This is a genomic window from Acetobacter sp. A11-2, assembly GCF_040208445.1.
Lineage (GTDB): Bacteria > Pseudomonadota > Alphaproteobacteria > Acetobacterales > Acetobacteraceae > Acetobacter > Acetobacter oryzoeni.
Genome location: NZ_CP157843.1, coordinates 2,621,079 through 2,645,487, shown reverse-complemented (window position 1 = coordinate 2,645,487; position 24,409 = coordinate 2,621,079). Strand labels below are relative to the sequence as shown.

General features: G+C 55.1%; 27 protein-coding genes and 2 tRNA genes. 9 read left to right on the top strand and 20 right to left on the bottom strand.

Going from position 1 to position 24,409, the window contains the following annotated elements; genetic code table 11:
• Positions 1–15 precede the first annotated feature (15 nt).
• The 5 genes from hpnE to hpnA all read right to left on the bottom strand — a co-directional run bounded on the left by hpnE (position 16) and on the right by hpnA (position 5,488).
• The gene (gene hpnE / locus ABNV41_RS12965) at positions 16–1,314 is read right to left on the bottom strand and encodes a hydroxysqualene dehydroxylase HpnE (RefSeq protein WP_050819048.1); all 1,299 of its coding nucleotides are present in this window, start codon (positions 1,312–1,314) and stop codon (positions 16–18) included.
• 21 nt (positions 1,315–1,335) lie between these two features.
• Positions 1,336–2,214, bottom strand: coding sequence for a presqualene diphosphate synthase HpnD (hpnD, locus tag ABNV41_RS12960; protein WP_050819049.1), 879 nt, complete (start codon positions 2,212–2,214; stop codon positions 1,336–1,338).
• Positions 2,215–2,312: 98 nt separating this feature from the next.
• Complete coding sequence (hpnC, locus tag ABNV41_RS12955; protein WP_050819050.1) at positions 2,313–3,173, bottom strand: squalene synthase HpnC; 861 nt, start codon at positions 3,171–3,173, stop codon at positions 2,313–2,315.
• Positions 3,174–3,285: 112 nt separating this feature from the next.
• Positions 3,286–4,482: a glycosyltransferase gene (locus tag ABNV41_RS12950; protein WP_349934786.1), complete on the bottom strand. Its 1,197-nt coding sequence runs from the start codon at positions 4,480–4,482 to the stop codon at positions 3,286–3,288.
• A 10-nt stretch (positions 4,483–4,492) separates the two neighbouring features.
• On the bottom strand, positions 4,493–5,488 hold the full coding sequence (hpnA, locus tag ABNV41_RS12945; RefSeq protein WP_050819052.1) for a hopanoid-associated sugar epimerase: 996 nt from the start codon (positions 5,486–5,488) through the stop codon (positions 4,493–4,495).
• A gap of 193 nt (positions 5,489–5,681) precedes the next feature.
• On the opposite strand from hpnA, the gene ABNV41_RS12940 reads away from it, so the two are divergent.
• Together ABNV41_RS12940 and ABNV41_RS12935 are read left to right on the top strand one after the other, a co-directional pair.
• Positions 5,682–6,773 carry a lysylphosphatidylglycerol synthase domain-containing protein gene (locus ABNV41_RS12940; protein WP_050819053.1) on the top strand — a complete coding sequence of 364 codons (1,092 nt, stop codon included), beginning with the start codon at positions 5,682–5,684 and terminating at the stop codon, positions 6,771–6,773.
• Positions 6,766–7,662, top strand: coding sequence for a prephenate/arogenate dehydrogenase family protein (locus ABNV41_RS12935; RefSeq protein WP_050819054.1), 897 nt, complete (start codon positions 6,766–6,768; stop codon positions 7,660–7,662). The genes ABNV41_RS12940 and ABNV41_RS12935 overlap by 8 nt, the downstream gene beginning before the upstream one ends.
• Positions 7,663–7,677: 15 nt before the next feature.
• On the opposite strand, the gene ABNV41_RS12930 is transcribed toward ABNV41_RS12935, so the two are convergent.
• The 3 genes from ABNV41_RS12930 to ABNV41_RS12920 all read right to left on the bottom strand — a co-directional run bounded on the left by ABNV41_RS12930 (position 7,678) and on the right by ABNV41_RS12920 (position 9,568).
• On the bottom strand, positions 7,678–8,367 hold the full coding sequence (locus ABNV41_RS12930) for a tetratricopeptide repeat protein (protein WP_349934785.1): 690 nt from the start codon (positions 8,365–8,367) through the stop codon (positions 7,678–7,680).
• Between the two features lie 4 nt (positions 8,368–8,371).
• Complete coding sequence (gene ykgO / locus ABNV41_RS12925) at positions 8,372–8,497, bottom strand: type B 50S ribosomal protein L36 (RefSeq protein ID WP_003625637.1); 126 nt, start codon at positions 8,495–8,497, stop codon at positions 8,372–8,374.
• 108 nt (positions 8,498–8,605) lie between these two features.
• A complete protein-coding gene (locus ABNV41_RS12920; protein WP_050819056.1) occupies positions 8,606–9,568 on the bottom strand; it encodes a hydrogen peroxide-inducible genes activator in 963 nt (320 codons plus the stop codon).
• 180 nt (positions 9,569–9,748) lie between these two features.
• Here ABNV41_RS12920 and ABNV41_RS12915 point away from each other — a divergent pair, with 180 nt between their 5' ends.
• Together ABNV41_RS12915 and ABNV41_RS12910 are read left to right on the top strand one after the other, a co-directional pair.
• The gene (locus tag ABNV41_RS12915; RefSeq protein ID WP_012812366.1) at positions 9,749–10,291 is read left to right on the top strand and encodes a peroxiredoxin; all 543 of its coding nucleotides are present in this window, start codon (positions 9,749–9,751) and stop codon (positions 10,289–10,291) included.
• A gap of 202 nt (positions 10,292–10,493) precedes the next feature.
• Positions 10,494–11,021: a carboxymuconolactone decarboxylase family protein gene (locus tag ABNV41_RS12910; RefSeq protein WP_050819057.1), complete on the top strand. Its 528-nt coding sequence runs from the start codon at positions 10,494–10,496 to the stop codon at positions 11,019–11,021.
• A gap of 98 nt (positions 11,022–11,119) precedes the next feature.
• Here ABNV41_RS12910 and ABNV41_RS12905 read toward each other — a convergent pair.
• The 4 genes from ABNV41_RS12905 to ppa form a co-directional block, all read right to left on the bottom strand.
• Positions 11,120–11,196, bottom strand: a tRNA-Asp gene (locus ABNV41_RS12905).
• 149 nt (positions 11,197–11,345) lie between these two features.
• The gene (locus ABNV41_RS12900; protein ID WP_349934784.1) at positions 11,346–11,954 is read right to left on the bottom strand and encodes a YceI family protein; all 609 of its coding nucleotides are present in this window, start codon (positions 11,952–11,954) and stop codon (positions 11,346–11,348) included.
• A gap of 81 nt (positions 11,955–12,035) precedes the next feature.
• A complete protein-coding gene (locus ABNV41_RS12895) occupies positions 12,036–12,854 on the bottom strand; it encodes a class III extradiol ring-cleavage dioxygenase (protein WP_050819059.1) in 819 nt (272 codons plus the stop codon).
• Between the two features lie 158 nt (positions 12,855–13,012).
• A complete protein-coding gene (ppa, locus tag ABNV41_RS12890; protein WP_003625653.1) occupies positions 13,013–13,540 on the bottom strand; it encodes an inorganic diphosphatase in 528 nt (175 codons plus the stop codon).
• A 156-nt stretch (positions 13,541–13,696) separates the two neighbouring features.
• Between ppa and ABNV41_RS12885 the strand changes: the two genes are divergently transcribed.
• The 3 genes from ABNV41_RS12885 (at position 13,697) to ABNV41_RS12875 (ending at position 16,157) form a co-directional block, all read left to right on the top strand.
• Positions 13,697–13,770 (top strand) — tRNA-Ile (locus ABNV41_RS12885).
• Positions 13,771–13,850: 80 nt separating this feature from the next.
• Positions 13,851–15,530 carry an energy-dependent translational throttle protein EttA gene (gene ettA, locus ABNV41_RS12880; protein WP_050820308.1) on the top strand — a complete coding sequence of 560 codons (1,680 nt, stop codon included), beginning with the start codon at positions 13,851–13,853 and terminating at the stop codon, positions 15,528–15,530.
• A gap of 123 nt (positions 15,531–15,653) precedes the next feature.
• Positions 15,654–16,157, top strand: a complete 504-nt coding sequence (locus tag ABNV41_RS12875) for a GNAT family N-acetyltransferase (RefSeq protein ID WP_050819060.1) — start codon at positions 15,654–15,656, stop codon at positions 16,155–16,157.
• A 53-nt stretch (positions 16,158–16,210) separates the two neighbouring features.
• Here the strand turns inward: ABNV41_RS12875 and ABNV41_RS12870 are convergent, their stop codons facing one another.
• From ABNV41_RS12870 to queA, 7 genes are all read right to left on the bottom strand, one after another.
• Entirely contained in the window at positions 16,211–16,837 is a 627-nt protein-coding gene (locus ABNV41_RS12870; protein ID WP_050819061.1) for a phospholipid-binding protein MlaC, read from the bottom strand.
• A 27-nt stretch (positions 16,838–16,864) separates the two neighbouring features.
• Positions 16,865–17,713 (bottom strand): VacJ family lipoprotein, encoded by an 849-nt coding sequence (locus tag ABNV41_RS12865; protein WP_080986737.1) that lies wholly within the window; start codon positions 17,711–17,713, stop codon positions 16,865–16,867.
• 244 nt (positions 17,714–17,957) lie between these two features.
• The gene (locus ABNV41_RS12860) at positions 17,958–18,785 is read right to left on the bottom strand and encodes a TerB family tellurite resistance protein (RefSeq protein WP_003624849.1); all 828 of its coding nucleotides are present in this window, start codon (positions 18,783–18,785) and stop codon (positions 17,958–17,960) included.
• Between the two features lie 79 nt (positions 18,786–18,864).
• Positions 18,865–19,110: a ribbon-helix-helix domain-containing protein gene (locus ABNV41_RS12855; protein WP_050819063.1), complete on the bottom strand. Its 246-nt coding sequence runs from the start codon at positions 19,108–19,110 to the stop codon at positions 18,865–18,867.
• Positions 19,107–20,177, bottom strand: a complete 1,071-nt coding sequence (queG, locus tag ABNV41_RS12850; protein WP_050819064.1) for a tRNA epoxyqueuosine(34) reductase QueG — start codon at positions 20,175–20,177, stop codon at positions 19,107–19,109. The genes ABNV41_RS12855 and queG overlap by 4 nt, the downstream gene beginning before the upstream one ends.
• Before the next feature lie 12 nt (positions 20,178–20,189).
• Entirely contained in the window at positions 20,190–21,350 is a 1,161-nt protein-coding gene (gene tgt, locus ABNV41_RS12845) for a tRNA guanosine(34) transglycosylase Tgt (RefSeq protein WP_050819065.1), read from the bottom strand.
• A complete protein-coding gene (gene queA / locus ABNV41_RS12840; protein ID WP_050819066.1) occupies positions 21,347–22,429 on the bottom strand; it encodes a tRNA preQ1(34) S-adenosylmethionine ribosyltransferase-isomerase QueA in 1,083 nt (360 codons plus the stop codon). Before queA ends, tgt begins: the two co-directional genes overlap by 4 nt.
• A gap of 170 nt (positions 22,430–22,599) precedes the next feature.
• Here queA and ABNV41_RS12835 point away from each other — a divergent pair, with 170 nt between their 5' ends.
• Together ABNV41_RS12835 and ABNV41_RS12830 are read left to right on the top strand one after the other, a co-directional pair.
• Complete coding sequence (locus ABNV41_RS12835) at positions 22,600–22,812, top strand: hypothetical protein (RefSeq protein WP_003624836.1); 213 nt, start codon at positions 22,600–22,602, stop codon at positions 22,810–22,812.
• 19 nt (positions 22,813–22,831) lie between these two features.
• Positions 22,832–23,329, top strand: a complete 498-nt coding sequence (locus tag ABNV41_RS12830; RefSeq protein WP_050819067.1) for a kinase inhibitor — start codon at positions 22,832–22,834, stop codon at positions 23,327–23,329.
• A 45-nt stretch (positions 23,330–23,374) separates the two neighbouring features.
• Here ABNV41_RS12830 and ABNV41_RS12825 read toward each other — a convergent pair whose 3' ends face one another.
• Entirely contained in the window at positions 23,375–24,370 is a 996-nt protein-coding gene (locus tag ABNV41_RS12825) for an IS481 family transposase (RefSeq protein WP_035366691.1), read from the bottom strand.
• Between the last annotated feature and the right edge of the window lie 39 nt (positions 24,371–24,409).

The window sequence follows — 24,409 nt, the reverse complement described above, 5'->3', positions numbered from 1 at the left end:
GTTTTAAGGGATAGTTTACCGTGGGTGTTTGATGCCCAGAGTATGAACAGCCTGCACGCCAGACCGCATGGCCCCTTCAAGGGTTGCGGGCAGGCCGGTGTTTGTCCAGTCTCCGGCCAGAGCCAGATTTACCAAAGGTGTGGCTGGGCCGCAGCGCAGGCGGTTTTGTTCTGGCGTGGCGGCAAAGGTTGCGCGTTTTTCCCACACAACGCGTTGGGCTGCCGGTGCGGCCGGGAGGGGTTGCTCCAGCACGGCATCACAAGCGCGGCAAACTTCCTGCCAGATGGTGCGGGCCAGATTATCCTGATTCTGGTCTGCATAGCGGTTGGCGGCACTTACGGTAACGGACAGAATATTTTCACGCAGGAAAACCCATTCCGTTACCCCACCAATAACGCCCATAAATCCACATTGCGCAAAAGAGCCTTGTGGAATGGGGCGCTCATCCAGCCGGAAATGCAGGTTCAGAATACTTTCAAATTCCGTTGGGGCAGTTATGCCAGCAATCTTGTTGGCCAACAGCGTGTGCGCCACAGGGGCGGGCACAGCCATGATGATGGAATCATCAGGCTCCAAGATAATGTCTTCTTCGGGGGTATGCAGGGTTGTAATGCGGCCGCGCGCTTCTTCCACGCCGGTAATACGGCTTTGGGTGCGCACTTCTACATTCATATCCTGCAGGTGCTTGAGGGCCGGATCTACCAAGGTTTCGGAAAGACCATCCTTGGCAAACCACGGAATACAGGCTGCCCCACCCAAGGAAAGGGATTCACGGATAACAGCGCCCAGCAATGCGGCACTTCCGGTATCTGTAAGTGTATTGAGGGCCGAAATAGCAAACGGTTCTAAAAGCCGCCGGGCCAGGGCACCGGGTAGCAGGCAATCTGCAACGGTTTCGTTTTCATGTGCATTCATCAGCCGGTAAAGGCTGCGCAAATCTGGCAGGCGCATATCCGGCACACGCCGATGCGGCTGGAACACCCACCACGGCATACGCCCGCGGGAGAGGTTTAATGTCCAGCGGGCATCTTCGGCCAGATCAACAAAGGGGAAGAGCGGTGCGTGGGGGCCCGTTAAGGTATCCAGCGCACCAGTAAGCCCCAGGTAACGGAAAACGGTTTTGTTGGCAGAAAGCAGCAGGTGGTTGCCATTATCAATCCGGCAACCAAGCTGACGGTCCATATAAGAGCGTGCACGCCCACCACAGGCGCGGCCAGCTTCGTGCACGATAATACGTGGGCCGGAGCCAGCAGCTTCTACCGCAGCAGCCAAACCGGCCATGCCCGCGCCAATAATATGCAAAGTGCCTGTCATCACCGTTTCCTTGTCGTGCGATCAGGGAAGATAAGAGCAGGCGAGCGCGTAAACCTTACCCACGGTGGAGCTTTCTGGCAGCTGACGTAGCACATCAGGCCCCCAGCCACGTTTGCGCAGGTTTTTCAGCACCGTTTCATAGCTGGCGCCCATAATGCGGGCTGGCAACATGGTGCGTGGGCGGCAGAGCTTCATGGTGGCAAATGCCGTGGTGAAGTGGTCCTGCGCGCGGGCTGCGATAATTTTGGTAACTTCCTGCAGGCCGGGGGAGGTAAGCGCCTTTACCGGATCATGCGGCACATTAAACCGGTCAAGCAGATCGGATGGCAGATACAGGCGGCCACGGGCGGCATCTTCTGGCAAATCACGCAGGATATTGGTCAGTTGCAGGGCGCGGCCCAGATGATAGGCAACTTTATTGCCTTCATCGGAACATTCACCAAAAATACGCACAGACAAACGGCCAACAGCTGCGGCAACGCGGTCACAGTAAAGGTCCAGCGTTTTTTCATCCGGCGCCACAATCGGGCTAGATGTATCCATCAGCATACCATCAATGATGGCATCAAAATCCGCTTGTTGCAGGGCAAAGAACGGAATGGCGGCCAGCAGAACGCGTTCTAGCGGTTCATGTGGGGTTTCAAGCCTGTCCTGATACAGGTGGGCAATCTTTTTATGCCACTCTTCCAACGCCTGCGTGCGTTCTGCCAATGGGGCGAGCCCGTCGGCAATATCGTCCACCACACGGCAGAAAGCGTAAATGGCATACATGCCGTAACGGCGCATGGGCGGCAGGATGCGCATGCCAGCGGCAAAGGATGTTCCTGCCTGTTTGACCGTGCTTTCCACCCAGGCAAGATCAGCAGGATCACACCCAAGGGGGGTCGGCTCGTCATGCATCTGGATGTCTGGGGTTGTCACGCGCTTCTCACTTGTTGTTCGATTGTCAAAGTTATTTGGTCAGGCTCTTTTTACAGAAGTTCTGCCATTCGGGAAGGTCATGCCCATGCCCGCAGGGCCGCAATGGCTGCATGCATGCCGTCTGCTCGGCGCAAGGCCACACGTCCTGCCAAGGGGTCTTCACGCCGTAGGCGGCGGGTCAGGCAGTGTGCCAGCTCTACAATAGCGGCACATTCCATACGGAACCTGCGGTCACGGATATGGGCCGCTAAGGCGGATGCCTGCTGGTTCAGGGCATCCACGCCATCTAGCATGGTGTTGAAAACACGCCGCATGGCAGGAGAGGTGCTGCCCGCCAGCAGATCATCTTGCGATGTGCCGCAGCGTTGCATCATGTCTGCCGGAATATAGCAGCGTTTCAGGCGTTTGAGGTCTCCCGCGCAATCCTGAAGGTGGTTCAGAATTTGCAATGATGTGCAAAGTGCATCGGAAGGGACAAAGGCTGCGGAAGATTCTTCATGCAGGCCTATCAGATAACGGCCCACAGGGTTGGCGGAATACCGGCAGTATTGCAGCAGATCATCCCATGTCTGATAGACATGCCCGCGCGAATCGTCACGGAAGGCAATCAGCAGATCGGTTGCTGTTTCAAACGGCACATGTGTTTGCAGCAAAGACCGGCGCAGTGTGGCCGCACTCTGGGCATCGGGCCGGTTGATAGGTTCGCGCTTGCCCAGCAGAACCTCTTCCATGGCATTCAGGCGTGTAATCTTGTCATCGGGGGCAAGAGCTTCGCTGTCTGCAATGTCATCAATAACGCGCGCATAGTCATAATAGGCATGCACATGCGGGCGCAGCCTTTTGCTGATGAGCAGGGAGCCGACGGGAAAGTTTTCATCGGAAGCTCCCTTCCCGGATGAAACGTCTGCTGTTCCCCATACGCTGGTTGTGTTGGTCATGCCTGGCTCAATATGATTGCGCGATAAGGGCAGCCCCGTGATTTACATGAGGCTGCCGGGAATGCCTATCCCTTAACTGCGGCCCTGCCCAGAGGGGAACTTCAGATATATTTCAGGCACGCCGGCTTTTTTGTTCCAGCGTACGCCCATCATTGGGGATGGCTTCGGTGTAAGCACGGTCTTTCCAGACCACACCTTTGCCCCGGCGATGGTTAAGGGCAGACCCGATAGTGGCGGCTGTATAAAACAGTGCGATAAACGGCAGTGCCAATGCCCATAAGGGCGAAAGGCGAAAGCGCCGAAGTGTAGGGATAAAGGCGCAAAGAGAAACCACAAGTGTGGCTGCTCCCACCCATTGTGCAGGTCCATGTGCCAGAAAAGCAAGTGCCGCAGGGGCAAGCCACACTACAATCATGGCCAATACTGTCAGCACCAATAGCGTAGGGGAAAAGCGTAACTGCACATAGGCCGTGCGCGCAATCATACGCCAGATATCACTAGCGGTTGGATAGGGGCGCACAGATTTGGCCAGACAGGAATGGCCTAGATATAAATGGCCGCCCGCCTGTTTAACGCAGCTTGCCAATGTGCAGTCATCTATCAGGGCGCCACGCAGGGCTTCAATGCCACCAATCTGGCGGAGCATATCGCGGCGCAGCAAAATGGTGCCACCGGCTGCACCGGCAGTTTTGTCCTTGGGGTTATTTACCTTGGCAAAGGGGTAAAGCAGGGCAAAAAAGAAGACAAAGGCTGGCACCAGAGCGCGCTCGGCAAGGCTTTCGCACTGAAGTTCCACCATTTCGGAAACCATGTGCAGGCGGTCTGTTTGTGCCTTGGCTACCAAGGTGGAAACATGTGCAGGCGCATGAAGGATGTCTGCATCTGTAAACAGCATGTAGCCGCTGCCATCTGCGCATTGGCGTTCGGCTTCTGCCACACCTTGGGCAACGGCCCATAGTTTGCCGCTCCACCCGGCAGAAGGATCTGCCCCATCTATAACTGTCAGCCGGTTATGGGGGGCTGGCAATGCACGTGCCAATCCCCCGGTATTATCCGTGCTGCGATCATTTACTAAAATAACGGAAAGACGGCCCACGTAATCCTGCGCCAGCAGTGAGGAAAGGGCTGGTTGGATGGAGTCAGCTTCATCTCGGGCAGGCACAACCACCGTAACATCCGGCGCAATGTCCATATGCGTTCGGCCTGCTTCTGCGGGGCGCAGAATGGGGCCAGCCTGCCAAAACTTTCCATGAAAAAATATCAGCCCGATCCAGATAATGGCGCATAAAATAGCCAGAGCCAGTATCACCGCAGCTCTCCTATTTCAGCATGCCATTATTGCGGAACCAGGTAATGGCATCTTCTACCGCCTTGCGCGCAGGGCGTGGGTTATACCCCAGTTCACGCTTGGCTTTATCAGATGAGAAGAACATTTTTTTGCGGGACATGGCCAGCATCTCACGCGTAACGCGCGGATTGATGCCAAAGGAGCGAGAAAGCCATTCAGACACAATAGCTACAGGCCAGATCACTTCCTGCGGTAGTTTGATTTTTGGCGGCGGCACGTGGGCAATTTCTGAAACCATGGCGAACAGATCGCCCAGCAGGTAGTTTTCTCCGCCCAGAATGTATTTTTCGCCAATTGTGCCGCGTTCCAGCGCCAGTGCATGGCCTTCTGCAACATCATCTACATGCACAATGTTCACGCCTGTATCCACATAGGCCGGCATGCGGCCAGCGGCGCAATCCAGAATCATCTGCCCGGTGGGGGTGGGTTTGATGTCTCGTGGGCCAACGGGGGTGGAGGGGTTAACGATAACAGCCGGCAACCCCTGATCGCGCACCAGTTGCAGCACTTCCTGCTCGGCCCGGTATTTGGAGCGCTTGTAAATGCCAATAACGGCATGTTCCTGCACAGGCGTGTTTTCATCGGCAATGGAGCCGTCACCAATCAGGCCCAATGCCGCGACAGAGGAGCAATACACAATTTTTTCAACACCAGCCGCTTGTGCGGCAAGCATAAGCTGGCGCGTGCCCTCTACGTTTGCCGTCATCATGGGGGCGGGGTCTGGCACCCACAGGCGGTAATCAGCCGCAACATGAAACACGTAGCGGCAGCCTTCTACCGCACGGGCAAAGGTTTCGGGGCGCGAAAGGTCACCGTCCACCAAATCGGCAGGAATGTCCGCAATATTGCGTCTGTCGCTGCCATCGCGCACCATTAGCCGCAGGGAATGCCCCCGTTCCAGCAAAGTGCGGGCTACGGCGGAACCAACAAAGCCTGTTGCGCCGGTTACGAGGGTATGGGCAGTCATGAGAATATACGCTCCCCCAGAGGTACGATACGTAAATAAAAGTGGTAAGGACGTTAATCCCGAACGGCAGGTCTGTTTCTTTATCCTGCTGTCCGAGGTGGCGCCAGACCCCGTGGTGGTGTAAGGGGACGGACCAATCACACACACACACTGATGCGCCGGTTGCTTTTTACCACATGGCAAAGGGCCTTGGGTGTGCTGGACAGACAGAGCTGGGGCCTTGAAGAAGCTTACGGTTTTTCTTACTTTTCTCGGGCTTGTGGCCGTTACGGCAGCAATGGCATGGAGCGGTTTCGATTCCGTTTTGCATGCTGTTATGCGTATAGGTCTGGGCGGCTTTCTTGTAATGGTATGCTGCCAGTTGCTGGTAGATGGCGTTCTGGGGCTGGCCTGGCATGCAGCTTTTCCCGAACTGGGCTATTTCCGGCTGCTGTCCGCCCGTATGGTGCGCGATGCGGCGGCTACATGTCTGCCTTTTTCTCAGCTTGGTGGCATTGTTATCGGGATTCGGGCCACGTGTTCACCGCATGGGTTTTATAAAGGCGATAAGCGGGAAGTCGCGTTGCCAGAGGCGGCTTGCGCCAATCTGGTAGATATCACCACGGAAGTGATGGGGCAGGTGGCTTTTGTGCTGCTGGCCGTTGCTTTTCTGGTGGCGCATCAGCGTTCCAGCCCGTTTGTTGTGCCCGTGGTGTGTGGCGCGGTGTTTCTGATTGCGGGTACGGCCGGGTTTATCTGGACCCAGCGGCATGGCGGTAATCTGTTCCGCAAATTTGGTGGCACATTTACCCGCAGCCTTGCTTCTCAATGGCATGAAAACCTCACACAAGGCGCGGATGATCTGCAAGAGCAGATGGAAGCCGCATGGAGCCGCCCGTGGCATATTTGCCGCTCTGCGCTGTACCATTTTGTGGGGTGGCTGGGCAGTGCGGCCATGCTGTGGCTGACGGCGCGTTTTCTGGGGGCGCATCTTTCCTTCCCCAATGCCATTGCTGTGGAAGGTGTTACCTGTGCCATCATGTCTTTGGGCTTTTTAGTGCCCGGTAGCTTGGGTGTGCAGGAAGGGGCCTACATGGCGTTGGGCCATGCTTTTGGCATTGATCCTTCTGTGTCTCTTGGGCTTTCTCTGCTGCGTCGCGGACGTGAGATTATCATCGGCATTCCCGTTCTGCTGGCATGGCAGTTCATGGAAATGCACGGCCTGCGCGGTAATGATAAAAATGATGAGGACAAGGCCGCTTATCCTCCATCTTCTTCAGTGGTGAAGGATACCCACCTTGGCTGAGGATACAGTACCTGTTTTTGATACACTGGTTGTTATTGGGCCGGGGCTTATTGGATCTTCCGTGCTGCGGCGCGCGCAGGCGGAGGGCAATCTGGCCCGCAGGCTTATAGCGGTGGATCAAAGCCCGGATGTATGCGCCCGTGTGGCAGAACTGGGTATTGCGGATGAAGTAACAACAGATGCCGCAGCCGCAGCCGCACAGGCAGATTGTGTGATGTTATGCGTGCCGGTAGGCGCTATGGGGCCAGTGGCCGCGCAGGTTATTCCGGCCATGAAGCCCGGCGCAGTGTTAACGGATGTCGGTTCGACCAAGGTCTCCGTGATTGAAGCCATCAGTCCTTCACTTCGGACAGATGTGCCATATGTGCCCACGCACCCCATGGCAGGCACGGAGTTTTCTGGCCCAGATGCCGGGCTGGCAGATTTGTTTGAGAATCGCTGGTGCCTGATTACGCCGTTAGACTGCACCACCACAGAAGCGCTGGAAAAAGTGCGTACCTTGTGGGAGCGTTGCGGTGCCCGCTTGCGGGAAATGACACCAGCACATCATGATCGTGTTTGTGCGATTGTAAGCCATTTGCCGCATTTGCTGGCCTTTACCATTTGTGGCACAGCAGATGATCTGGCGAGTGAAACCCGGTCTGAAGTGCTGGATTTTGCGGCATCCGGCTTTCGGGATTTTACGCGCATTGCGGCATCAGACCCCATTATGTGGCGGGATATTTTTCTTTCTAACCGTGAAGCACTGCTGGAAATGCTGGGCCGGTTTATGGAAGATGCGCAAGCCATGGCGCGCGCCATTCGGTGGGGAGATTCTGATTACATTGTGGATCGGATTGAGCGGGGCCGCAAAATTCGCAAAAGCCTGATTGAGAACAAGCAGGCCTAACGCCCTACCTCCTGCTCAGGTGGGTTGCCCGTAGGCTTTAATGTGCAGTGCATCCAGCCGCTTGTGGTTGCGGTCTGTCATGGGGCTGAGTTCCAGCACTTTCTGCCATGCCTTCAGGGCGGCTTTGCCATCATTCCGATGTTCTTCAACGCTCGCCAACAGACTCCAGCTTTCCACGTCTAGTGGATCACGCTGCAAGGCTTCACCAATATCGGTGATGGCCCCTTTTAGGTCTCCAGCCACAAGGCGCATCTGGGCGCGTGTGCGCCATAGAATGGCTTGGTCGGGTTGCAGGGCCAATGCATCGCCTATGTCTTCCACCGCATCATCTGGCTTATCGGTTGTCAGGTCTTTTTCAGCCCGACGCACCAGAAGCTGCGTGGTGGGGGAGAGTTTGGCAGAGCGGAGGGCTTCCAGCTTTTCTTGCAGGTCATGAGCCTCTTCTGGCGTTTTGGCATGAGCCAAGGCCGTGGAGAGCTGTTTGATCTGCTCAGCAACGCTGTTGGGATGCTGTGCTGCCGTATTTGCTTGTAAGGGAGCGGAGGTAGCTGGTGGCGTACTGGTTTGTGCCCATCCAGTAGCGGGAAGGCCCAGATGTATTGCGCAGAGGCCGACAAACAAAAACCCGTTTCTCCGGCAAGCGGAAAAACGGGTTTTACGCATGACATGCGTGTTCAGCCAGCCAAAAAGGGCCGGATGACGCATGCAATTAGCCCTGACGAGCTTTCATGCGAGGGTTCTTCTTGTTGATAACATAAACCCGGCCGCGACGACGCACTACACGGCAGTCTTTATCGCGCACTTTGGCCGACTTCAGGCTGTTTCTGATTTTCATGGCCCGTTTTCTCCGCCGATGCTGATGGACGTACAAAATAAGTTGGCTCGGCACATACCGGGTGCGTGCGTTAGAGTCAATATTTCTCGCAGTTTCGGGCGCATTTTCTTACAATTTAACGGCTTTATTTGTTTTGCGAGAGGTAGATACAGGTGGAGCCAATGCCGCAAAGGTTGCGGCAAGTGTCTGAAAATCTGCCGCGCGGGGAGATCTCGGCCGCCATGCCAGCCCAATGGTACGCCGCGCCAGATCACTGGTGAGAGGCCGTGCAATAAGATTGCGCCCCTGCAGAATGCCGGCATGGATGGCCAGTTCGGGCATGATGGCAATGCCCAACCCCAGTTCCACCATTTCTGCCATGGAGTGGAGAGACATGGCGGTAAAAGTGGAGTCGCTTTCTCCTTCAGATCCGCTACGGCTTGGGCTTTGGCGGCAAATGGCCAAAGTTTGATCACGCAGGCAGTGCCCATCTTCCATCATAATCATGCTGTGTTCGGATAACTGAGAAGCGGGCACGGCAGATAAGGCAGAAAATGGGTGATCAGGCCGCATAATCACCCGGAAAGGATCTTGCCATAATGGGTGTGTTTCCGTGCCATCACACAGGCAGGGCATGGCCAGCACCAGTATGTCCAATTGGCCGAGTGAGAGTTTTTCTAGCAGATGTTCGGTGGTGTCTTCCGTAATGGAGAGCAAAAGGCGCGGAAAATGCTCTCGCAGGTTACGCACAAGTTGCGGAATTAGAAACGGCCCGATGGTTGGAATAATGCCGACTCGTAATGGCCCTGTCAGTGGTGTGCGGGCTGCGGCGGCCAGTTGTGGCACGGCTTCCAGCGCAGCCAGTGCTTGCCGGGCTTTGAGTGCAATTTCGTGCCCCAAAGGGGTGAACACCACCTTCTTGCCTACGGTGCGGTCCAGCAAAGGGGCATCAAGCTGGCGTTCCAGTGCCATAATTCCGGCGGAAAGGGTGGATTGCGTTACGGCACAAGCGGCAGCGGCCCGCCCGAAATGGCGCAGTTCTGAAAGGGTGATCAGATAGCGTAATTGCTGGGCAGAAGGCAGCGGCAGCACGGCATGATTTCCTGATGCGATGTATCTGAGAGGCAAATCTTCGGCATTTCATCGAATACTTCAATGATTTTGATATAAAATATTCATTGGCTTAAATGAAAAAGCCGCGTCATACAGGATACCACAGCCGGTGGCACGTTGGTGCTGCATGGCGTGTGCCAAGCTATAAGGAGCAAGATTATGCTGACAGTTGGCGATAAATTTCCAAGCTTTGATCTGACCGCCGTTCCTGGTGGCCCGGAAGGCCTGAAGGGCGATTTCGTTCAGATTTCTGACAAGAGCGATGCCGGTAAGTGGAAGATCGTATTCTTCTGGCCGATGGACTTCACGTTCGTCTGCCCGACAGAAATCGTGGCTTTCGGTAAGCTGGCCAAAGACTTCGCTGATCGTGATGCCGTTGTGTACGGTGTGTCCATCGACAGCCAGTTCGTGCACCTTAACTGGCGCCTGCATCATGATGACCTGAAGGATCTGCCGATCCCGATGCTGGCTGACATCAAGCGTGAGCTGACAGAAGGCACAGGCGTTCTGGCTAAAGAAGCCGGCGTTGCCCTGCGCGCGACCTTTGTTGTGGACCCGCATGGCGTGATCCGCCACGTGTCTGTTAACGATCTGTCCGTTGGTCGTAACCCTCAGGAAATCCTGCGTATTCTGGATGGTCTGCAGAGCGACGAACTGTGCCCATGTAACTGGAAGAAGGGTGACGACTTTATTAAAGTCTGAGCCTGAAAATTTCATCTGGCCTACGGGCCGGATGAGGCGGTGCGGGTGGCATTTGTCACCCGTTGCCTTCTTCCAGAAGGGGAGGGCGGTAGCCCTGATGCGGTTACCATCTGTGCCAAACAGTGGTGCAGCTTACGCGGCAAAAACCGTAATGACGCTATGCGTCTGATTTTTCCGAATAACCTGAAAACTGGAAAACGCTATGTCCATTGATTCAATCAAGGATCGTATTCCCGATTACGCTAAAGACCTGCGGCTGAATCTCAGCTCCTTGGCCAATGATGTTACGCTGACACCGCAGCAGCTTGCGGGCACATTTGTGGCATCTGCACTGGCAGCCCGGAATGATGAAGTGACATCAGCCATTGTGGCGCAGTTTGCTTCAACACTTTCCCCCGAAGCACTGACGGCGGCTAAATCAGCCAACGCCATTATGGCCATGAACAATATTTACTATCGCTTTGTGCACATGGCGGGTGGTGAATATTCCAAAATGCCTGCACAGCTGCGCATGAGCGTGATTGCCAAGCCCGGCGTAGAAAAAGCTGATTTTGAGCTGTGGTGTCTGGCGGTTTCCGTGATTAACGGGTGTGATCTGTGCGTAACCAGCCATGAAAAGATTGTGCGCGAAGCGTTGGGGGCATCTGCCGTGCAAACAGCTGCGCGTATTGCTGCCACAGTGCATGCCGTTGCAGTTATTCTGCAGGGTGCCAGCGCTTTAGGTGATTGAAGCTGAAAAGCCTTGCTTCCGGCTGCTTGGCAGCCGGACAAAAGCAGGCCGCACCACTTTGTGTTCCTAAAAGAAATTAAATTTTTAAGGAAATAAAGTGGCGCGAGTGACGGGGCTCGAACCCGCGACCTCCGGCGTGACAGGCCGGCGCTCTAACCAACTGAGCTACACCCGCAGTTTCAACGCGCTTTCGTGCGTTGGTATGTCGCGCTTTATAGCGATGTTTTCGCGTTTGGCAACAGGGTTTTCATAAAAAAATTCATTTCAGGAAATTTTTCTCTCGCCAAGCCCAGAAAAGCGGCAATTTCTTTTGAAAGGAATGGCTTATTTTGCCTTTTCAAATGCCCCGGCAATGGAAAGCTCCACTTTGTCTGCCACCAGAGGCACATAGGTTTTTATGCCATAGGCACTGCGTTTCAGCTCTCCCGTAGCCTGAAAGCCCACAGTATAGGTTTTGTTCATGGGGTTTTGCCCAGCACCTATAAAGCGTGCATGCAGGGTGAGCGGCTGTGTAATGCCATGTAGCGTGAATTGTCCCTCAATATCAGCTGTGTCTGTGCCGGTTTGTGTGATTTTGGAGGAAACAAATTCAGCCTTGGGGTAGCGGGCCACATCAAACCACTCAGATGTTTTGAGCTCTTCGGTCAGTTTGGTGCTGGGTGTCAGGATGCTGCCAACAGGAATGGAAACGCTCAGGCGGGATTGGGCTGGCTGGGCAGGATCCAGCGCAAGCGTGCCCGATGCGTTGGAGAAAAAACCAGCATAATTGGTAAAGCCCAGATGGAGCACAGAAAACACCACTTGTGTGTGGTTGGGATCTACAGCGTAGTTTCCCTGTTCAACGGCAGAAAAGGCTGGAGCAGCTTGAGCTGTGGAGAGAACAAAGGTTAATCCCACAAATGTCAGGAAAGGGCGCGGGAAAGAGGTGCTCATAAGCTGTTCCTTCAAAAACGAGAGCTTTTAGAGGCATAGCTCCTGAGCAAACAGAAAGTTTCCGGTAAGTTTTTTCCGCCTCTAACCGAAGCGGAATCCAGATAGCGCTTTACCCAAAACTATATCGCTATACGTGCGCACGCCTTCATCCTGCCCGGCAGCACCTGCTGCCACCATAAGTGGCAGTAAATGTTCCTCTCGCGGGTGGCAGACACGTGCACCGGGTGCAGAGGCCCAGTGTATGAGCTGTGTATTGCGTTCAACTGGTGGGGCGGTCACGGCTTTTGCTAACCATGTATCAAATTCTTGTGCAGCCTGATTGGTAGCAGGAGAGCCGTTCATGAAGTGGCGTAGGTTATGGTAGGTCATGCCCGTACCAACAATCAGCACATTCTGGGCACGCAGAGGTTCTAGAGCAGCTCCAAGGGCAATATGGGCTGCGGGATCCATGCTTTTCAGCAGGGATAGCTCCACAATCGGAATATCGGCGTCTTCAAACGCCAGCATAAAGGGGATGAAAACGCCGTGGTCGAACCCGCGTTCTTCGTCTGTGGCACATGGCATGCCAACTTCATGCAAAAGGCTACAAACAGTGCTGGCCAGCGCAGGGCTACCCGGTGCCGGGTATTGCAACTGATAGGTGTGTGGCGGAAAGCCATAGTAATCATAAATGAGCGGTGGATTGGGCGCAGCCGTAACGGTGGGGATGTCTTCTTCCCAATGGCCAGAAACCACCACAATGGCATCGGGTTTGCGGGGCAGGGTGTTTTGCGTACCGCGGAGATATTCCGCCATCCGATCCCACGTATCGGGCCAATCCATAAAAAAGCAGGGGCCACCACCATGAGGGAGAAAGAGAACGGGCTGGCGTGAGGGAAGGGAAGACCCCGTGATGGGCATGCTGGTTTTCTCCAATATCCGTGCGTCATATTGGAGGGGAAGGGCGTGCTTGATAAGCCGTTTTCTGGAAGAACTCTTTTTACGCAGGGTATGAGGCAAGAAAAAAGCTGCGGGGCAGAAGCCACCGCAGCTTTTTGTAAGCAGAGTGCAAAGGCGGCTTATTTGCCTTTTGCAGCTTCCAGAGCTTTTACAATGAACTCGCCTGCTTCTTCCTTGGTGCCCCAACCGGTCACTTTCACCCATTTGCCTTTTTCGAGGTCTTTATAGCGGGTGAAGAAGTGTTCAATGGCCTGCACGGTAATTTCCGGCAGATCGCTCACGCTTTCCACTTTGGTGAACTGCGGGTGCACTTTGTCATGCGGAACGCAGATGATTTTTTCGTCCTGACCGGATTCGTCTTCCATCTTCAGAACGCCAATCGGGCGGGCGCGAATCACGCAGCCGGGCACAACATTGTGCGGGGTCAGCACCAGAGCGTCCGTCGGGTCGCCATCAGCTGCCAGCGTGTTGGGGATAAAGCCGTAAGCCGTGGGGTAAGCCATGGGTGTGAACAGGAAACGGTCTACCACAAGGGCGCCGCTTTCTTTGTCAATTTCGTATTTGACAGAAGAACCCTGCGGAATTTCGATCACGACGTTAATATCAAACGGCACATCTTTGCCGGGGGAAAGTTTTGAAACGTCCATTGAAGACTGCTCCAGAGCTGAAAAATTAAAGGCGGCAAACCCTATCTGGCAGATGCCCGCTTGCCAAGAGTAATGCGTTTTTCATGCCAACTGGCAGTTTTCAGCACAGAAACCCTTGCCAAATCGCTCAGGTTGCGTAATCAGGAACCCGCCTGCGCGCCCGTAGCTCAATTGGTTAGAGCGGGCCGCTCATAACGGCTTGGTTGCGGGTTCAAGTCCTGCCGGGCGCAGGCGATAACAGCTTGCTGCGCCGATGTGGTCGCACCCGCCAGTTTTATCTTACCCATCCGCATTACGGGAGTTCATTATCATGGCATCCTATCAATACGTTTATGTCATGAAGGATCTGACAAAGTCCTATCCCGGCGGGCGTGAAGTGTTCAAAGGCATCACGCTGTCCTTCATGCCGGGTGCCAAAATTGGCATTCTGGGTGTGAACGGTGCTGGTAAGTCCACCCTGCTGAAAATCATGGCCGGCATCGACAAGGAATTCGGTGGTGAGGCATGGGCCGCAGAAGGTGTGCGTGTTGGCTATCTGGAGCAGGAACCGCAGCTAGACCCCAAGCTGACCGTGGGTGAGAACGTGGCTCTGGGCTTTGGTGATCTCAAAAAGGCCGTAGATCGGTTTAACGAGATTTCCGCCCGCTTTGCCGAACCCATGGAAGATGAGGAAATGAATGCCCTGCTGGCCGAACAGGCCGAATTGCAGGAAAAGATTGATGCCGGTGATGGCTGGGAGCTGGACCGCAAGCTGGATATTGCGCTGGACGCCCTGCGCTGCCCGCCGGCAGATAGCCCGGTCGATAAGCTTTCCGGTGGTGAGCGCCGCCGCGTGGCCCTGTGCCGCCTGTTGCTGGAAAAGCCCGACCTGCTGCTGTTGGACGAACCTACCAACCATCTGGATGCTGAAAGTGTTGCGTGGCTTGAACGCACGCTGAAGGATTATGATGGCACTGTTATGGTCATTACCCATGACCGTTACTTCCTGGACAACGTGACCAACTGGATTCTGGAAATCGAGCGTGGCCGCGGTATTCCGTTCGAGGGTAACTATTCCTCCTGGCTGGAACAGAAGCGTAAGCGCCTGGCTCAGGAAGAAAAGGAAGAAAGTGCCCGCCAGCGCGCATTGGCCGCGGAACAGGAATGGATTAACGCCAGCCCCAAAGCCCGACAGACCAAAAGCAAAGCCCGTATTACCAAATATGAGGAAATGCTGGCTGCCAGTGCTGAAAAAGTTAGCGGCGTGGCAGACATTGTTATTCCGCCCGGCCCACGCCTTGGTGGCACTGTTATTGAAGCCGAAAACCTGACCAAGGGTTTTGGTGAGCGCCTGCTGATTGATAACCTCAACTTTAAGCTGCCGCCGGGTGGCATTGTGGGGGTTATTGGCCCGAATGGTGCTGGTAAATCCACCCTGTTCAAAATGATTATTGGGCAGGAAAAGCCAGACGCGGGAGACCTGAAGATTGGTGAAACCGTAAAGCTTGGCTACGTAGACCAGTCTCGTGATGACCTCGATGCAGACAAAACCGTGTGGGAAGAAATTTCCGGCGGCACAGATGTGATCTATCTTGGTAAACGGGCTGTACCTTCGCGTGCCTATGTTGGGGCCTTTAACTTTAAAGGGTCTGACCAGCAGAAGAAAGTAGGCGTGCTTTCTGGTGGTGAGCGCAACCGCGTGCATCTGGCCAAGATGCTCCGTCAGGAAAGCAACGTGATCCTGTTGGACGAACCGACCAACGATCTGGACGTAGATACCCTGCGTGCGTTGGAAGATGCACTGGCAGAATTCCCTGGTTGTGCTGTGGTGATCTCGCATGATCGCTGGTTCCTGGACCGTCTGGCAACGCATATTCTGGCCTTTGAAGGCGATTCCCACGTGGAATGGTTTGAAGGGAACTTCCAGGCATATGAAGAAGACAAGCGCCGTCGTCTGGGTCCGGATGCTACAGAACCAGGCCGTATCCAGTACAAACCTCTTGCGCGCTAAGTAAGGTTAATAGGAGCCCTGAGTTTACTGGGCTCCTATCTTGATGAAGGCACCATGTATTACCGGCAGCATGTGCAATTAAAGGAAGGGCACCTGCCTTTTCTTTGCTGCAAGGCGTGAATTGTGGATTCGCGTTCGGTCAGAACTCCGCGCTTACTGCTTAAGCCCGTAACTTGGCGGGATATGGAAGATATGGTGCGCCTGAAGGCAGATGGAGGTGCCTTTGGCCGCATGCTTGGTGGTGTGCGCAGCCGCCAGCAGGCGGAACTGGAAATGGCGGATGATATCGCTTTCTGGGCCTGCCATCGGGTAGGTATTTTTACTATTCATGAAAAAGGCCGCTTTGTAGGGATGACCGGTATTCATGACCGGCCAGATGGGCGCGGCTTTGCCCTGCGTTTTGCACTTTTTCCGTGGGCCAGTGGCCGTGGCATTGCGCGAGAGGCCGCAGGGGCAGCCCTTAACTTTGCGCATGACGCCGGGATTAATAAAGTGATTGCCGTTGCGGCAGAAAGCAATGTGGCATCCCGCACTATTCTGGGCGGCATTGGGATGCGGGTGGAAGAAACGTTTCAGAGAGATGGCCAGACAATGCTGGTTTATGAAAGCGTTTGGCCCAAGCCATAAAAAAAGGGGTGTTCCATATGGAACACCCCTTTTTAAATTGGAATATGTTTGCGTTAGTTAGCCGGTGCGTTGTGGTGGCTCAGCTGGCGCTGCAAGGCATCCAGCAGGGCACCTACATTACCGCCATTGCGTGCGATGTAGGATGAATAGTCATTCCGCTGTGTCAGGCGCAGGCTTGCACCTTCACCAATAACGTCCACCACTTTGGGGCTGCCAGAGGTATCGCTTACAATCCACTGCATGGCAGCAGCAGGCTGCTGTGGGCGCACCAGCGTGCTGTCTACGGCGTATTCACCAGCACCAGTGCTGGTAACATTGCCCAGCGTAAAGTTTACGCCGCGGTATTCACCCAGCTTGTCTGTAATGGCGTTAACCAGAACCTGATGGAACAGGCCCAGATAACGCTGCTGCTGGTCTGGAGAAGCGGTTTTCCAGTAACGGCCCAGGCAGTAACGACCGATTCCATCAATATCGACGTTTTTCTGCACCAAAGGCAGCACTTTTTCTTTCTTTTCAGCCAACGGAATAGGGCTGTTGACGATGGCAACAAGCTGGTTGCCAAACACCTGAATAAACTGTTTTGCGTTTTCCGCAGCGCGTGCGGGAGCGGAAAAAAGGCCACCAGCGCAAAGCAGGGCAAAGGCACCCAGAACAACACGGCGGCTTGAAAGAAATTTCATGTCTGTGTACCCTTTTGGCTGTTTTTCTTAATGGTACCAGTCTGGCACGGTCGCACGGTTATCATTCTTGATGGCTTCGGCCTGCGCCCGGCGCTGTTGCTGATAGGCACTACGGATGGTGGCATAAGGATCCAACGCATCACGTTCCAGCGCATCAAGCTCATCCAGATGCTCAGAACGGGCATGAACCACCCCAAACAGGTTATACGCCCAGTTGAAGCTGACCAACCCGTATCCGCGTGGCACATAGTCCCATGGAGAAAGGCCTTGGTCAATGGCATAGCCAATACCATCACGGATAGAAGATGGCCCCATTGGCAGGAACAGATAAGGCCCTGCGGGAATGCCCCAGTTGGCCAATGTCATGCCGGCATCGTTATCATGGTGCGGAAACCCGGCCATTTTGGCCACGTCAATCAAACCACCCAAGCCGACAGTCATGTTCACGCACCAGCGTACAAACATATCGCCTGCGCGGCGTGGTTTGCCGGCCCCTACATCGTTAAAGAACACGGAGGGCTCGTTCATGGTTCTGACAAGGTTGCCCAAAGAATTACGCACCGGGCGCGGTACGGCCCATACGTAAGCCTTGGCCATGGGGCGAAGGGCCCACTTATCGAACTTCATGGTCATGTTGAACATCTTGCGGTTCAACGGTTCGTAGGGATCGTTCGCGGCCTTGTATTCGGCCAGAGCATCCGGGTCCTTGGGCACAGGTGCCTTAATGGCGCTGCATCCTGCCGTGCCCAGCAAAGTGGCGGCCAGGCAGAATGTGCCCAGACGAAAACGGCGCTGTGCCGAGGAACCTTCCCGCGTTTGACTTTTTTTTGCCTGCGCGCGAGGGCGGAGCCTTGAGCCGTTCCGTCCTGAAATCATTGCCACCTTTACCTTTGCTCTGTGACGACTGTCTGGCCCATGCTGTATGCAGGCCAATTGCTGTCGCTTTCTCTACCACGAGAAACCAGCGGCGCAATGGCAGGGCTTACTTGCATAACAAACAGGGGCGTAAAATAGACCTGTGTGCGCGACCTTTGACAGCGGAGTGAGAGATTTTTGTGCAACCTGTTGCCAGAAAGTCGCACTTTCTATCTTGCTTCAAAAAGAAAAGAGAATCCTGAAATCAAAGACCACGATCACGCTTGATGATATCCCACGCAGCGTTAATGCGTGAAATCTTGACGGATGCGGCTTCAATTTCAACGGCGCTGGCATTCCGGGCTAGAAGGATATCCGGGTGATATTGCCGCACCAGCTTTTTCCAGAGAGCGCGCAGTTCTTCGTTTGAAAGATCAGGCGAGGCCCCCATAACAGCATAGGCATCATCTTCAGCCATTGCTGGGGTAGAACGCCCATGGGCTGCTCGTTCCCAAGCGCCACGGCTCAGGCCAAACAGGGCATGCACGCGCTTGAGAAAGCGCTCTTCCTCTGGAGCCAGCGGTTCATCCGCAGCCAGATCAGCCCGTGCAATTGTAAACAGAATCCCCATCAGGTCTTCCAACGGGCGTTTGTCTGTTGCGTAAACCTGGCCCAGTTCACGCGCAAAAGCCTCGTAATCATCCGTGCGCTGGCGGGCCATATCAAACAGGCGGCCAACTTCACGCATGTTTTCATCAGGCACGCGAAAACGAGATTTAAAGGCGTTGATTTCACGCCGGTTAACGGGTGCATCGCACTTGGCCAGCTTGGCGCTTAAAATAACGCAGGACAGCCCATAAAGCTGTTCTTTTTTGCCAAGGGCAGCAGCCAGCTTGGCGGCCACAAAAGTGGCTGCACCATTAGGGTCTGGCCGTGCACGCGCAGCCCATTTATCGCTCCAACCGCCTGTAGGGGGCTGAAGAATCGCACCTGTATCTGCTGCGTGGCCCAGTGCTGTGCCAACCGCTGCGCCAACCGGGCCGCCTACGGCAAAACCGGCTACGCCACCAAAAATTTTACCCCAGATCGCCATAAAAACAGTTTATCACGTTCTGGCAGCCTGCCCAAACAACCTGATGCGTTAAAGCGGGCACAGCAGTTCTGCGTTGTTTTCAGGTGCCGGGAGTCGCGCTTGCGGCAAGTTGGTGTGTCAGCCATTCCAGCGCATAAACCCGCAAGGCAGAGGCCAGTGATTGCTCGGGAGAACGTGCTGCATCCACCTTTGTAACCAGTTGAGGCAACGTTTGTTTTTGCTGGTTTGCAATATCTTCCAGCGCGTTCCAGAAGCTGGGTTCCAGTGCCACACTGGTATCATGGCCTGCCAGAATTAGGCTGCGTTTGCGTAAATGGCGGCTCAAGTTGCCTCTCCCATCAGGCACTGCGTGGCCCAATCTGCGGCTTCCGCCACCACAGAATCCGGGTCTTGCTGCAAGGGTTGTGCGTAGGGCAGCAGTTCCGGGTGGCCGGAATTGCCAATGGCTATCAGCACATTCCGTATAAACCGATTGCGGCCAATGCGTTTGATGGGAGAGCCAGAAAACATGGTGCGAAAAGCGGCATCATCAAGCTGGCTGAGCGTTGCCAGTTCTGGCGCTATCAAATCTGGCCGCGGTTGTAGCTTGATGTGGTGGGATGCTTGGGCAAAGCGGTTCCATGGGCATACGGCCAGACAATCATCGCACCCATAGATATGTGTGCCAATGGCTTTGCGTAGTGGGGCAGGAATAGGGCCTGCATGTTCAATGGTCAGGTAGGAAATGCACTTGCGTGCATCCATTTGATAAGGAGCAGGAAAAGCCTGTGTGGGGCATGCATTCAGGCAGCGGGTGCAGCTGCCGCAACTGCCCCCAGAATCGGCAGATGTTGGCAGTTCCAGCGTGGTATAGATTTCACCTAGAAAGAGCCAGCTTCCGTGTTGGCGGGAAACCAGATTGGTGTGTTTGCCTTGCCAGCCTAGCCCGGCTTGTGCGGCCAAAGGCTTTTCTGCCACGGGGGCTGTATCAACAAATACTTTCACATCCGGGGTTGTATCCAGCACCATGCGGGCTTCACGCACAACAAACTGTGCCAGATGCTTGAGCATGCCCTTAACAACATCGTGATAATCACGGTGGCGCGCATAAACGGAAATATTCCCGCATGTGCGATTCTGAAGAGTGTTTAATGGATTCTCTGCCGGTGCATAGTTCAGGCCCAATGCAATAACACTGCGGGCTTCTGGCCATAGAGCTGTGGGTTGACTGCGCTGCTCTGTGCGGTCTGCCAGCCAGCCCATTTCACCATGATATCCTTCAGCCAAAAAATCTTTCAGCCGCGCACGCACCTCCGGGCCCAGATGGGCGGGGCAGAAGCCAATGGCATCAAACCCCAGTTCCAGCGCCTTGATGCGTATTTTTTCCGCCAGTTTTGCCGCGGGTGCAGTCATGGAAGCACTTGTTCAGGGAACAGGCGGAATGGTGGGTTGTGGCATTTCATCTTCCGTCCAATCCTCTGCTGCCCATTCTGCACGCAAAGTGGTGGCCAACGCATCCAACCGTTTTTCAACAATCGCCTGCTGGATCTGGCGCATCAGGCGCTGGTAATAGGCAATATTATGCCATGTCAGCAGCATGGGGCCGAGAATTTCATTGGCGCGGAACAAATGGTGCAGATAGGCGCGGCTATGGCGTGAACAGGCCAGACAGTCACAATGCGGAGAAATGGGGCGTGCATCTGTGGCATGGCGTGCATTGCGCAGGTTGAGCGTGCCGCGCTCGGTATAGGCGCGGGCGGTGCGGCCTGCGCGTGTGGGCATAACGCAGTCAAACATATCCACGCCGCGTTGCACGCTGCCCAGCAGATCATCTGGGGTGCCTACGCCCATCAGGTAGCGCGGCTTGTCCTGCGGCATGATGGGGGTGGTGGTGTCTAGCGTGGCGAACATCAGTTCCTGCCCTTCGCCAACTGCCAGGCCCCCAATGGCGTAGCCTTCAAACCCGATATCGGTGAGCGCCTTTACGCTTTCCGCCCGCAGTTCAGGTTCTGTGCCGCCTTGCACAATACCGAACTGACCATACCCTTCGCGCTGCACATAAGCCTGGCGGGAGCGCGCAGCCCAGCGCATGGAAAGCCGCATGGAAGCCGCAATGGCTTCCGGCGGTGCAGGTAGGGCTGGGCATTCATCAAAACACATGGTGATGGTGGCATCCAGCGCGTGTTGGATGTCTGTTGAACTTTCAGGCGTGAGCCGATGTTCAGAACCATCAATATGGGAGCGGAAGGTGACGCCGTCCTGATCTAACCGTCGCAGCGCGCCAAGGGACATAACCTGAAAGCCCCCTGAATCTGTCAGAATCGGGCCAGACCAATCCATAAACTTATGCAGGCCACCCAAGGCGCGTATGCGTTCTGCCCCCGGCCGCAGCATGAGGTGATAGGTATTGCCCAGAACAATGCCAGCACCGGTGGAGCGCACGGCATCCATGGTCATGGCTTTTACCGTGCCAACGGTGCCAACCGGCATAAAGGTTGGGGTGGCCACAGGGCCGTGGGCTGTGTGCAGCATGCCTGCGCGCGCGGCGCCATCTGTGCTTTCACACGTCCAGTTAAAGCGGGTCATTCTACTGTTCCGAGGTGGTGGGCATGGATGGAGTGGGCGCAGCGCAGCAGGCAGGCATCGCCGTAGGAATAAAAGCGGTAACCGCTGGCAACGGCATGGGCATAAATCTGCCGGGCACGCTCAACCCCTGCAAAGGCGGAAACCAGCATGAAAAGCGTAGAGCGCGGCAGGTGGAAATTGGTGAGCAGCATATCCACAGCGCGGAATTGATAGCCGGGCCGAATGAAAATGGAGGTTGTGCCATCAAACGGATGCACAATGCCGTTTTCATCTGTTGCGGTTTCCAGCAGGCGCAGGCTGGTGGTGCCAATGGCAATAATACGCCCGCCAGCCTTACGGGTGGCGTTGATACGTTCTGCTGTTTCCGGGGTGATGATGCCGCGTTCTGAATGCATTTTGTGTTCAGAAATTTCGGCTTCACGCACAGGCAAAAAGGTGCCGGCCCCTACATGCAGGGTAAGCGTGCAGCGCTGGGCGCCTGTGGCATCTATGGCTTTCAGCAGCGCAGGCGTAAAATGCAGCCCGGCAGTAGGTGCGGCCACGGCCCCTTTGTTACGCTCAAAAATGGTGGCGTAATCACTGGTATCCTGCGCCGTAGGTCCTTCCGGGCGATGAATATAGGGTGGCAATGCCAATGCGCCTGCTTTTTGCAAAAACGCATCAAAAGCATCCCCTTCCGCACTGAACCGAAGGACCGCACCCCCGCCGGATTCTAACGCCTGCACGCGGGCTGTGTCCTGCACACCGGGGAATGCAATAGTATCGCCCACCTTGAGCCTGCGCGCATTGCGCACCAACACGTGCCAACTGCCATCTGGCTGAATCTGGTCCAGCGTAATGCCAATTTTGGCTTCTCCACGCAGGCCATGAAGCTGGGCACGAATAACGGCCGTATTGTTTGCAACCAGCAAATCTCCCCGCTTCAGAAGCGAGGGCAGATCACGGATATGCCTGTCAGCAAACATGTCGGGCTGTGTGGCATCCAGAAGGCGCGCGGCTTCTCGCGGGCGGGCGGGTTCCTGCGCGATCAGGCTTTCTGGAAGGTGAAAATCAAAATCTTCGGTGCGGTCACTGCTCATGATGGCACCGTTTACGCAATAGGCTGGGCCAAGGCCAGAGGCAAAGGCGCAGTTCTGCAGGTGGCATGCAGCCTGTAGGGGTTGAAGAGAGGGCGCTTAGGGGCCAGATTCCCCTTTCAGTAACGCCGGAGGGTATTCCGGTGCACAGATATTTTAAAGGATGACAATTTATGTCTTACGCACTTCTGGATGCAGCACGTGTTGCCAAGGCCGCTGAAGTTTCTTTGGGTGTGCTGAAAACCAGCGATGAAACCACAGAAGCGCATCAGCGTAAGGTTATTATGATTGAACGGATTGAAGCTCTGGCCAAAGCAGCAGCAGAATCCAAAGCAGGCGTTACGCTGACATCTGAAGAATTCTGGCTGATCAGCCGTAATTGGTAACAGCACGGGAGCCGCTTTTATGGCATTTGTTCTTACAAGCCCGGCCTTTGTAAATGGTGATACACTGCCGCAGGCACAGGTTTACAATGGCATGGGGCAGCACGGGCAGAATCTTTCCCCCGCGTTGGAATGGAAAGATGCCCCCACAGGCACCAAAAGCTTTGTGGTAACGGTATATGACCCCGATGCCCCAACTGGTTCGGGCTGGTGGCATTGGGTGGTGGTGAATATTCCCGCTACTATTACAGCACTGCCAGAAGGTGCCGGTTCCGCCGGGGATAAGCTGCCAAAAGGTGCCATGCAGGTGCGTACAGATTTTGGCGTGCCGGGTTATGGTGGGGCTGCCCCTCCGCCGGGGCGTGTGCACCGTTATGTCTTTACGGTTTATGCGCTGGATGTGCCTACGTTGGATGTGCAGGAAGATTCCAGCCCGGCATTGGTTGGTTTTATGGTCAACCACCACAAGTTGGCTTCTGCCAGCCTGACAGCTCTATATGGTAGTGGCTCCCGCGACTAAGCTTTCATTTCCCTGAACCTCTTTATCAGGTTCAGGGAAATGTCCCTAGCTGTCAGGTTGTGAGACGTCATTGGCGTAATCAAGGATTTCGTCGACCTGTTTCATGATGTCACGACCAGCCGGTTTGATATAGTCTTGATTACGTGACGCGGGATGTTTTTCAAGCCATGAGATGATGCATTGGGCGGGAGCGATGCCGCCCAGAACACGCTGCGGGCGATGATTGTAGGCGAAACAGAAGCCTCTGAGCAGAATTTCCAGATCTTCATGGTTTGAGACACAGACCTGCAGTACTTCTGTAGCGACACGGCCATTGAAGCGTTCCACCATTCCATTGGTCTGAGGGGAGTAAGCCTTGGTCCGGCGTCGGTCGATTCCCATGTCATGACAGGCTTTTTCGAAGGCGTCCGCTGTAAAGCAGGAGCCACGATCGGTCAGGATATGGGTGATCCGGAAAGGAAAGGCCGATTTGACGGCATTGAGGAAATCAACGGAATTATCCGCATTTTCCGCGTCATAAACAGCCAGGTGCACTGAACGGGAACAGCGATCGATGGCGACATACAGAAAACGTTTCCGCCGGTCCCCATCTGCTGTCTGTAATTTTGGCAGATGTTTCACATCGATATGGACATAACCGGGATCGTAATCGCGGAACTTTCCCTGTCCCCGAACTGGTCCGGCCTTTGGAACAGGAGGCAGCCTGTTCAATCCGGCGTCTTTCAGTATCCGCCAGATATTGTCCCGGTTCAGATGCGGCAGGAAATGCCGTAAGACAAAGGTCAGATCATCCAGACCAAAACCGGTAGAACGCCGAAGCTGACAGACAATGGCGCGCTCCTCCTCCGAGGCTTTCCAGGCCAGCCTCCAGGGACGGCTGCTGCGGTCCTGACAGGCGTCCGAACCACGCCTGCGCCACTTGCGGACTGTTTCATCGCTGATCCCGTAGCGTCTGGCGAGCACGGATGTCGGTTCTGACGAACGAGCTATCTCAGCCCGGACAGCCGGTGTCGTGCGTGCCTGTGGGTGGATCTGAAGCATCATTCGGTCTCCCTGCAAACGGAAGAAAACAACGAAGCA

Bases quoted from the DNA above. Each gene is read 5' to 3' on its own strand.
- ABNV41_RS12865 (WP_080986737.1), bottom strand. From the start codon at position 17,713: ATGATTTCAGGACGGAACGGCTCAAGGCTCCGCCCTCGCGCGCAGGCA.
- hpnA (WP_050819052.1), bottom strand. From the start codon at position 5,488: ATGACTGCCCATACCCTCGTAACCGGCGCAACAGGCTTTGTTGGTTCC.
- ykgO (WP_003625637.1), bottom strand. From the start codon at position 8,497: ATGAAAATCAGAAACAGCCTGAAGTCGGCCAAAGTGCGCGATAAAGAC.
- hpnC (WP_050819050.1), bottom strand. From the start codon at position 3,173: ATGACCAACACAACCAGCGTATGGGGAACAGCAGACGTTTCATCCGGG.
- ABNV41_RS12830 (WP_050819067.1), top strand. From the start codon at position 22,832: ATGGCATTTGTTCTTACAAGCCCGGCCTTTGTAAATGGTGATACACTG.
- ettA (WP_050820308.1), top strand. From the start codon at position 13,851: ATGGCATCCTATCAATACGTTTATGTCATGAAGGATCTGACAAAGTCC.
- ABNV41_RS12910 (WP_050819057.1), top strand. From the start codon at position 10,494: ATGTCCATTGATTCAATCAAGGATCGTATTCCCGATTACGCTAAAGAC.
- ppa (WP_003625653.1), bottom strand. From the start codon at position 13,540: ATGGACGTTTCAAAACTTTCCCCCGGCAAAGATGTGCCGTTTGATATT.
- queG (WP_050819064.1), bottom strand. From the start codon at position 20,177: ATGACTGCACCCGCGGCAAAACTGGCGGAAAAAATACGCATCAAGGCG.
- queA (WP_050819066.1), bottom strand. From the start codon at position 22,429: ATGAGCAGTGACCGCACCGAAGATTTTGATTTTCACCTTCCAGAAAGC.
- tgt (WP_050819065.1), bottom strand. From the start codon at position 21,350: ATGACCCGCTTTAACTGGACGTGTGAAAGCACAGATGGCGCCGCGCGC.
- ABNV41_RS12835 (WP_003624836.1), top strand. From the start codon at position 22,600: ATGTCTTACGCACTTCTGGATGCAGCACGTGTTGCCAAGGCCGCTGAA.
- ABNV41_RS12860 (WP_003624849.1), bottom strand. From the start codon at position 18,785: ATGGCGATCTGGGGTAAAATTTTTGGTGGCGTAGCCGGTTTTGCCGTA.
- ABNV41_RS12930 (WP_349934785.1), bottom strand. From the start codon at position 8,367: ATGCGTCATCCGGCCCTTTTTGGCTGGCTGAACACGCATGTCATGCGT.
- ABNV41_RS12895 (WP_050819059.1), bottom strand. From the start codon at position 12,854: ATGCCCATCACGGGGTCTTCCCTTCCCTCACGCCAGCCCGTTCTCTTT.
- hpnE (WP_050819048.1), bottom strand. From the start codon at position 1,314: ATGACAGGCACTTTGCATATTATTGGCGCGGGCATGGCCGGTTTGGCT.
- ABNV41_RS12915 (WP_012812366.1), top strand. From the start codon at position 9,749: ATGCTGACAGTTGGCGATAAATTTCCAAGCTTTGATCTGACCGCCGTT.
- hpnD (WP_050819049.1), bottom strand. From the start codon at position 2,214: ATGCATGACGAGCCGACCCCCCTTGGGTGTGATCCTGCTGATCTTGCC.
- ABNV41_RS12825 (WP_035366691.1), bottom strand. From the start codon at position 24,370: ATGCTTCAGATCCACCCACAGGCACGCACGACACCGGCTGTCCGGGCT.
- ABNV41_RS12870 (WP_050819061.1), bottom strand. From the start codon at position 16,837: ATGAAATTTCTTTCAAGCCGCCGTGTTGTTCTGGGTGCCTTTGCCCTG.
- ABNV41_RS12900 (WP_349934784.1), bottom strand. From the start codon at position 11,954: ATGAGCACCTCTTTCCCGCGCCCTTTCCTGACATTTGTGGGATTAACC.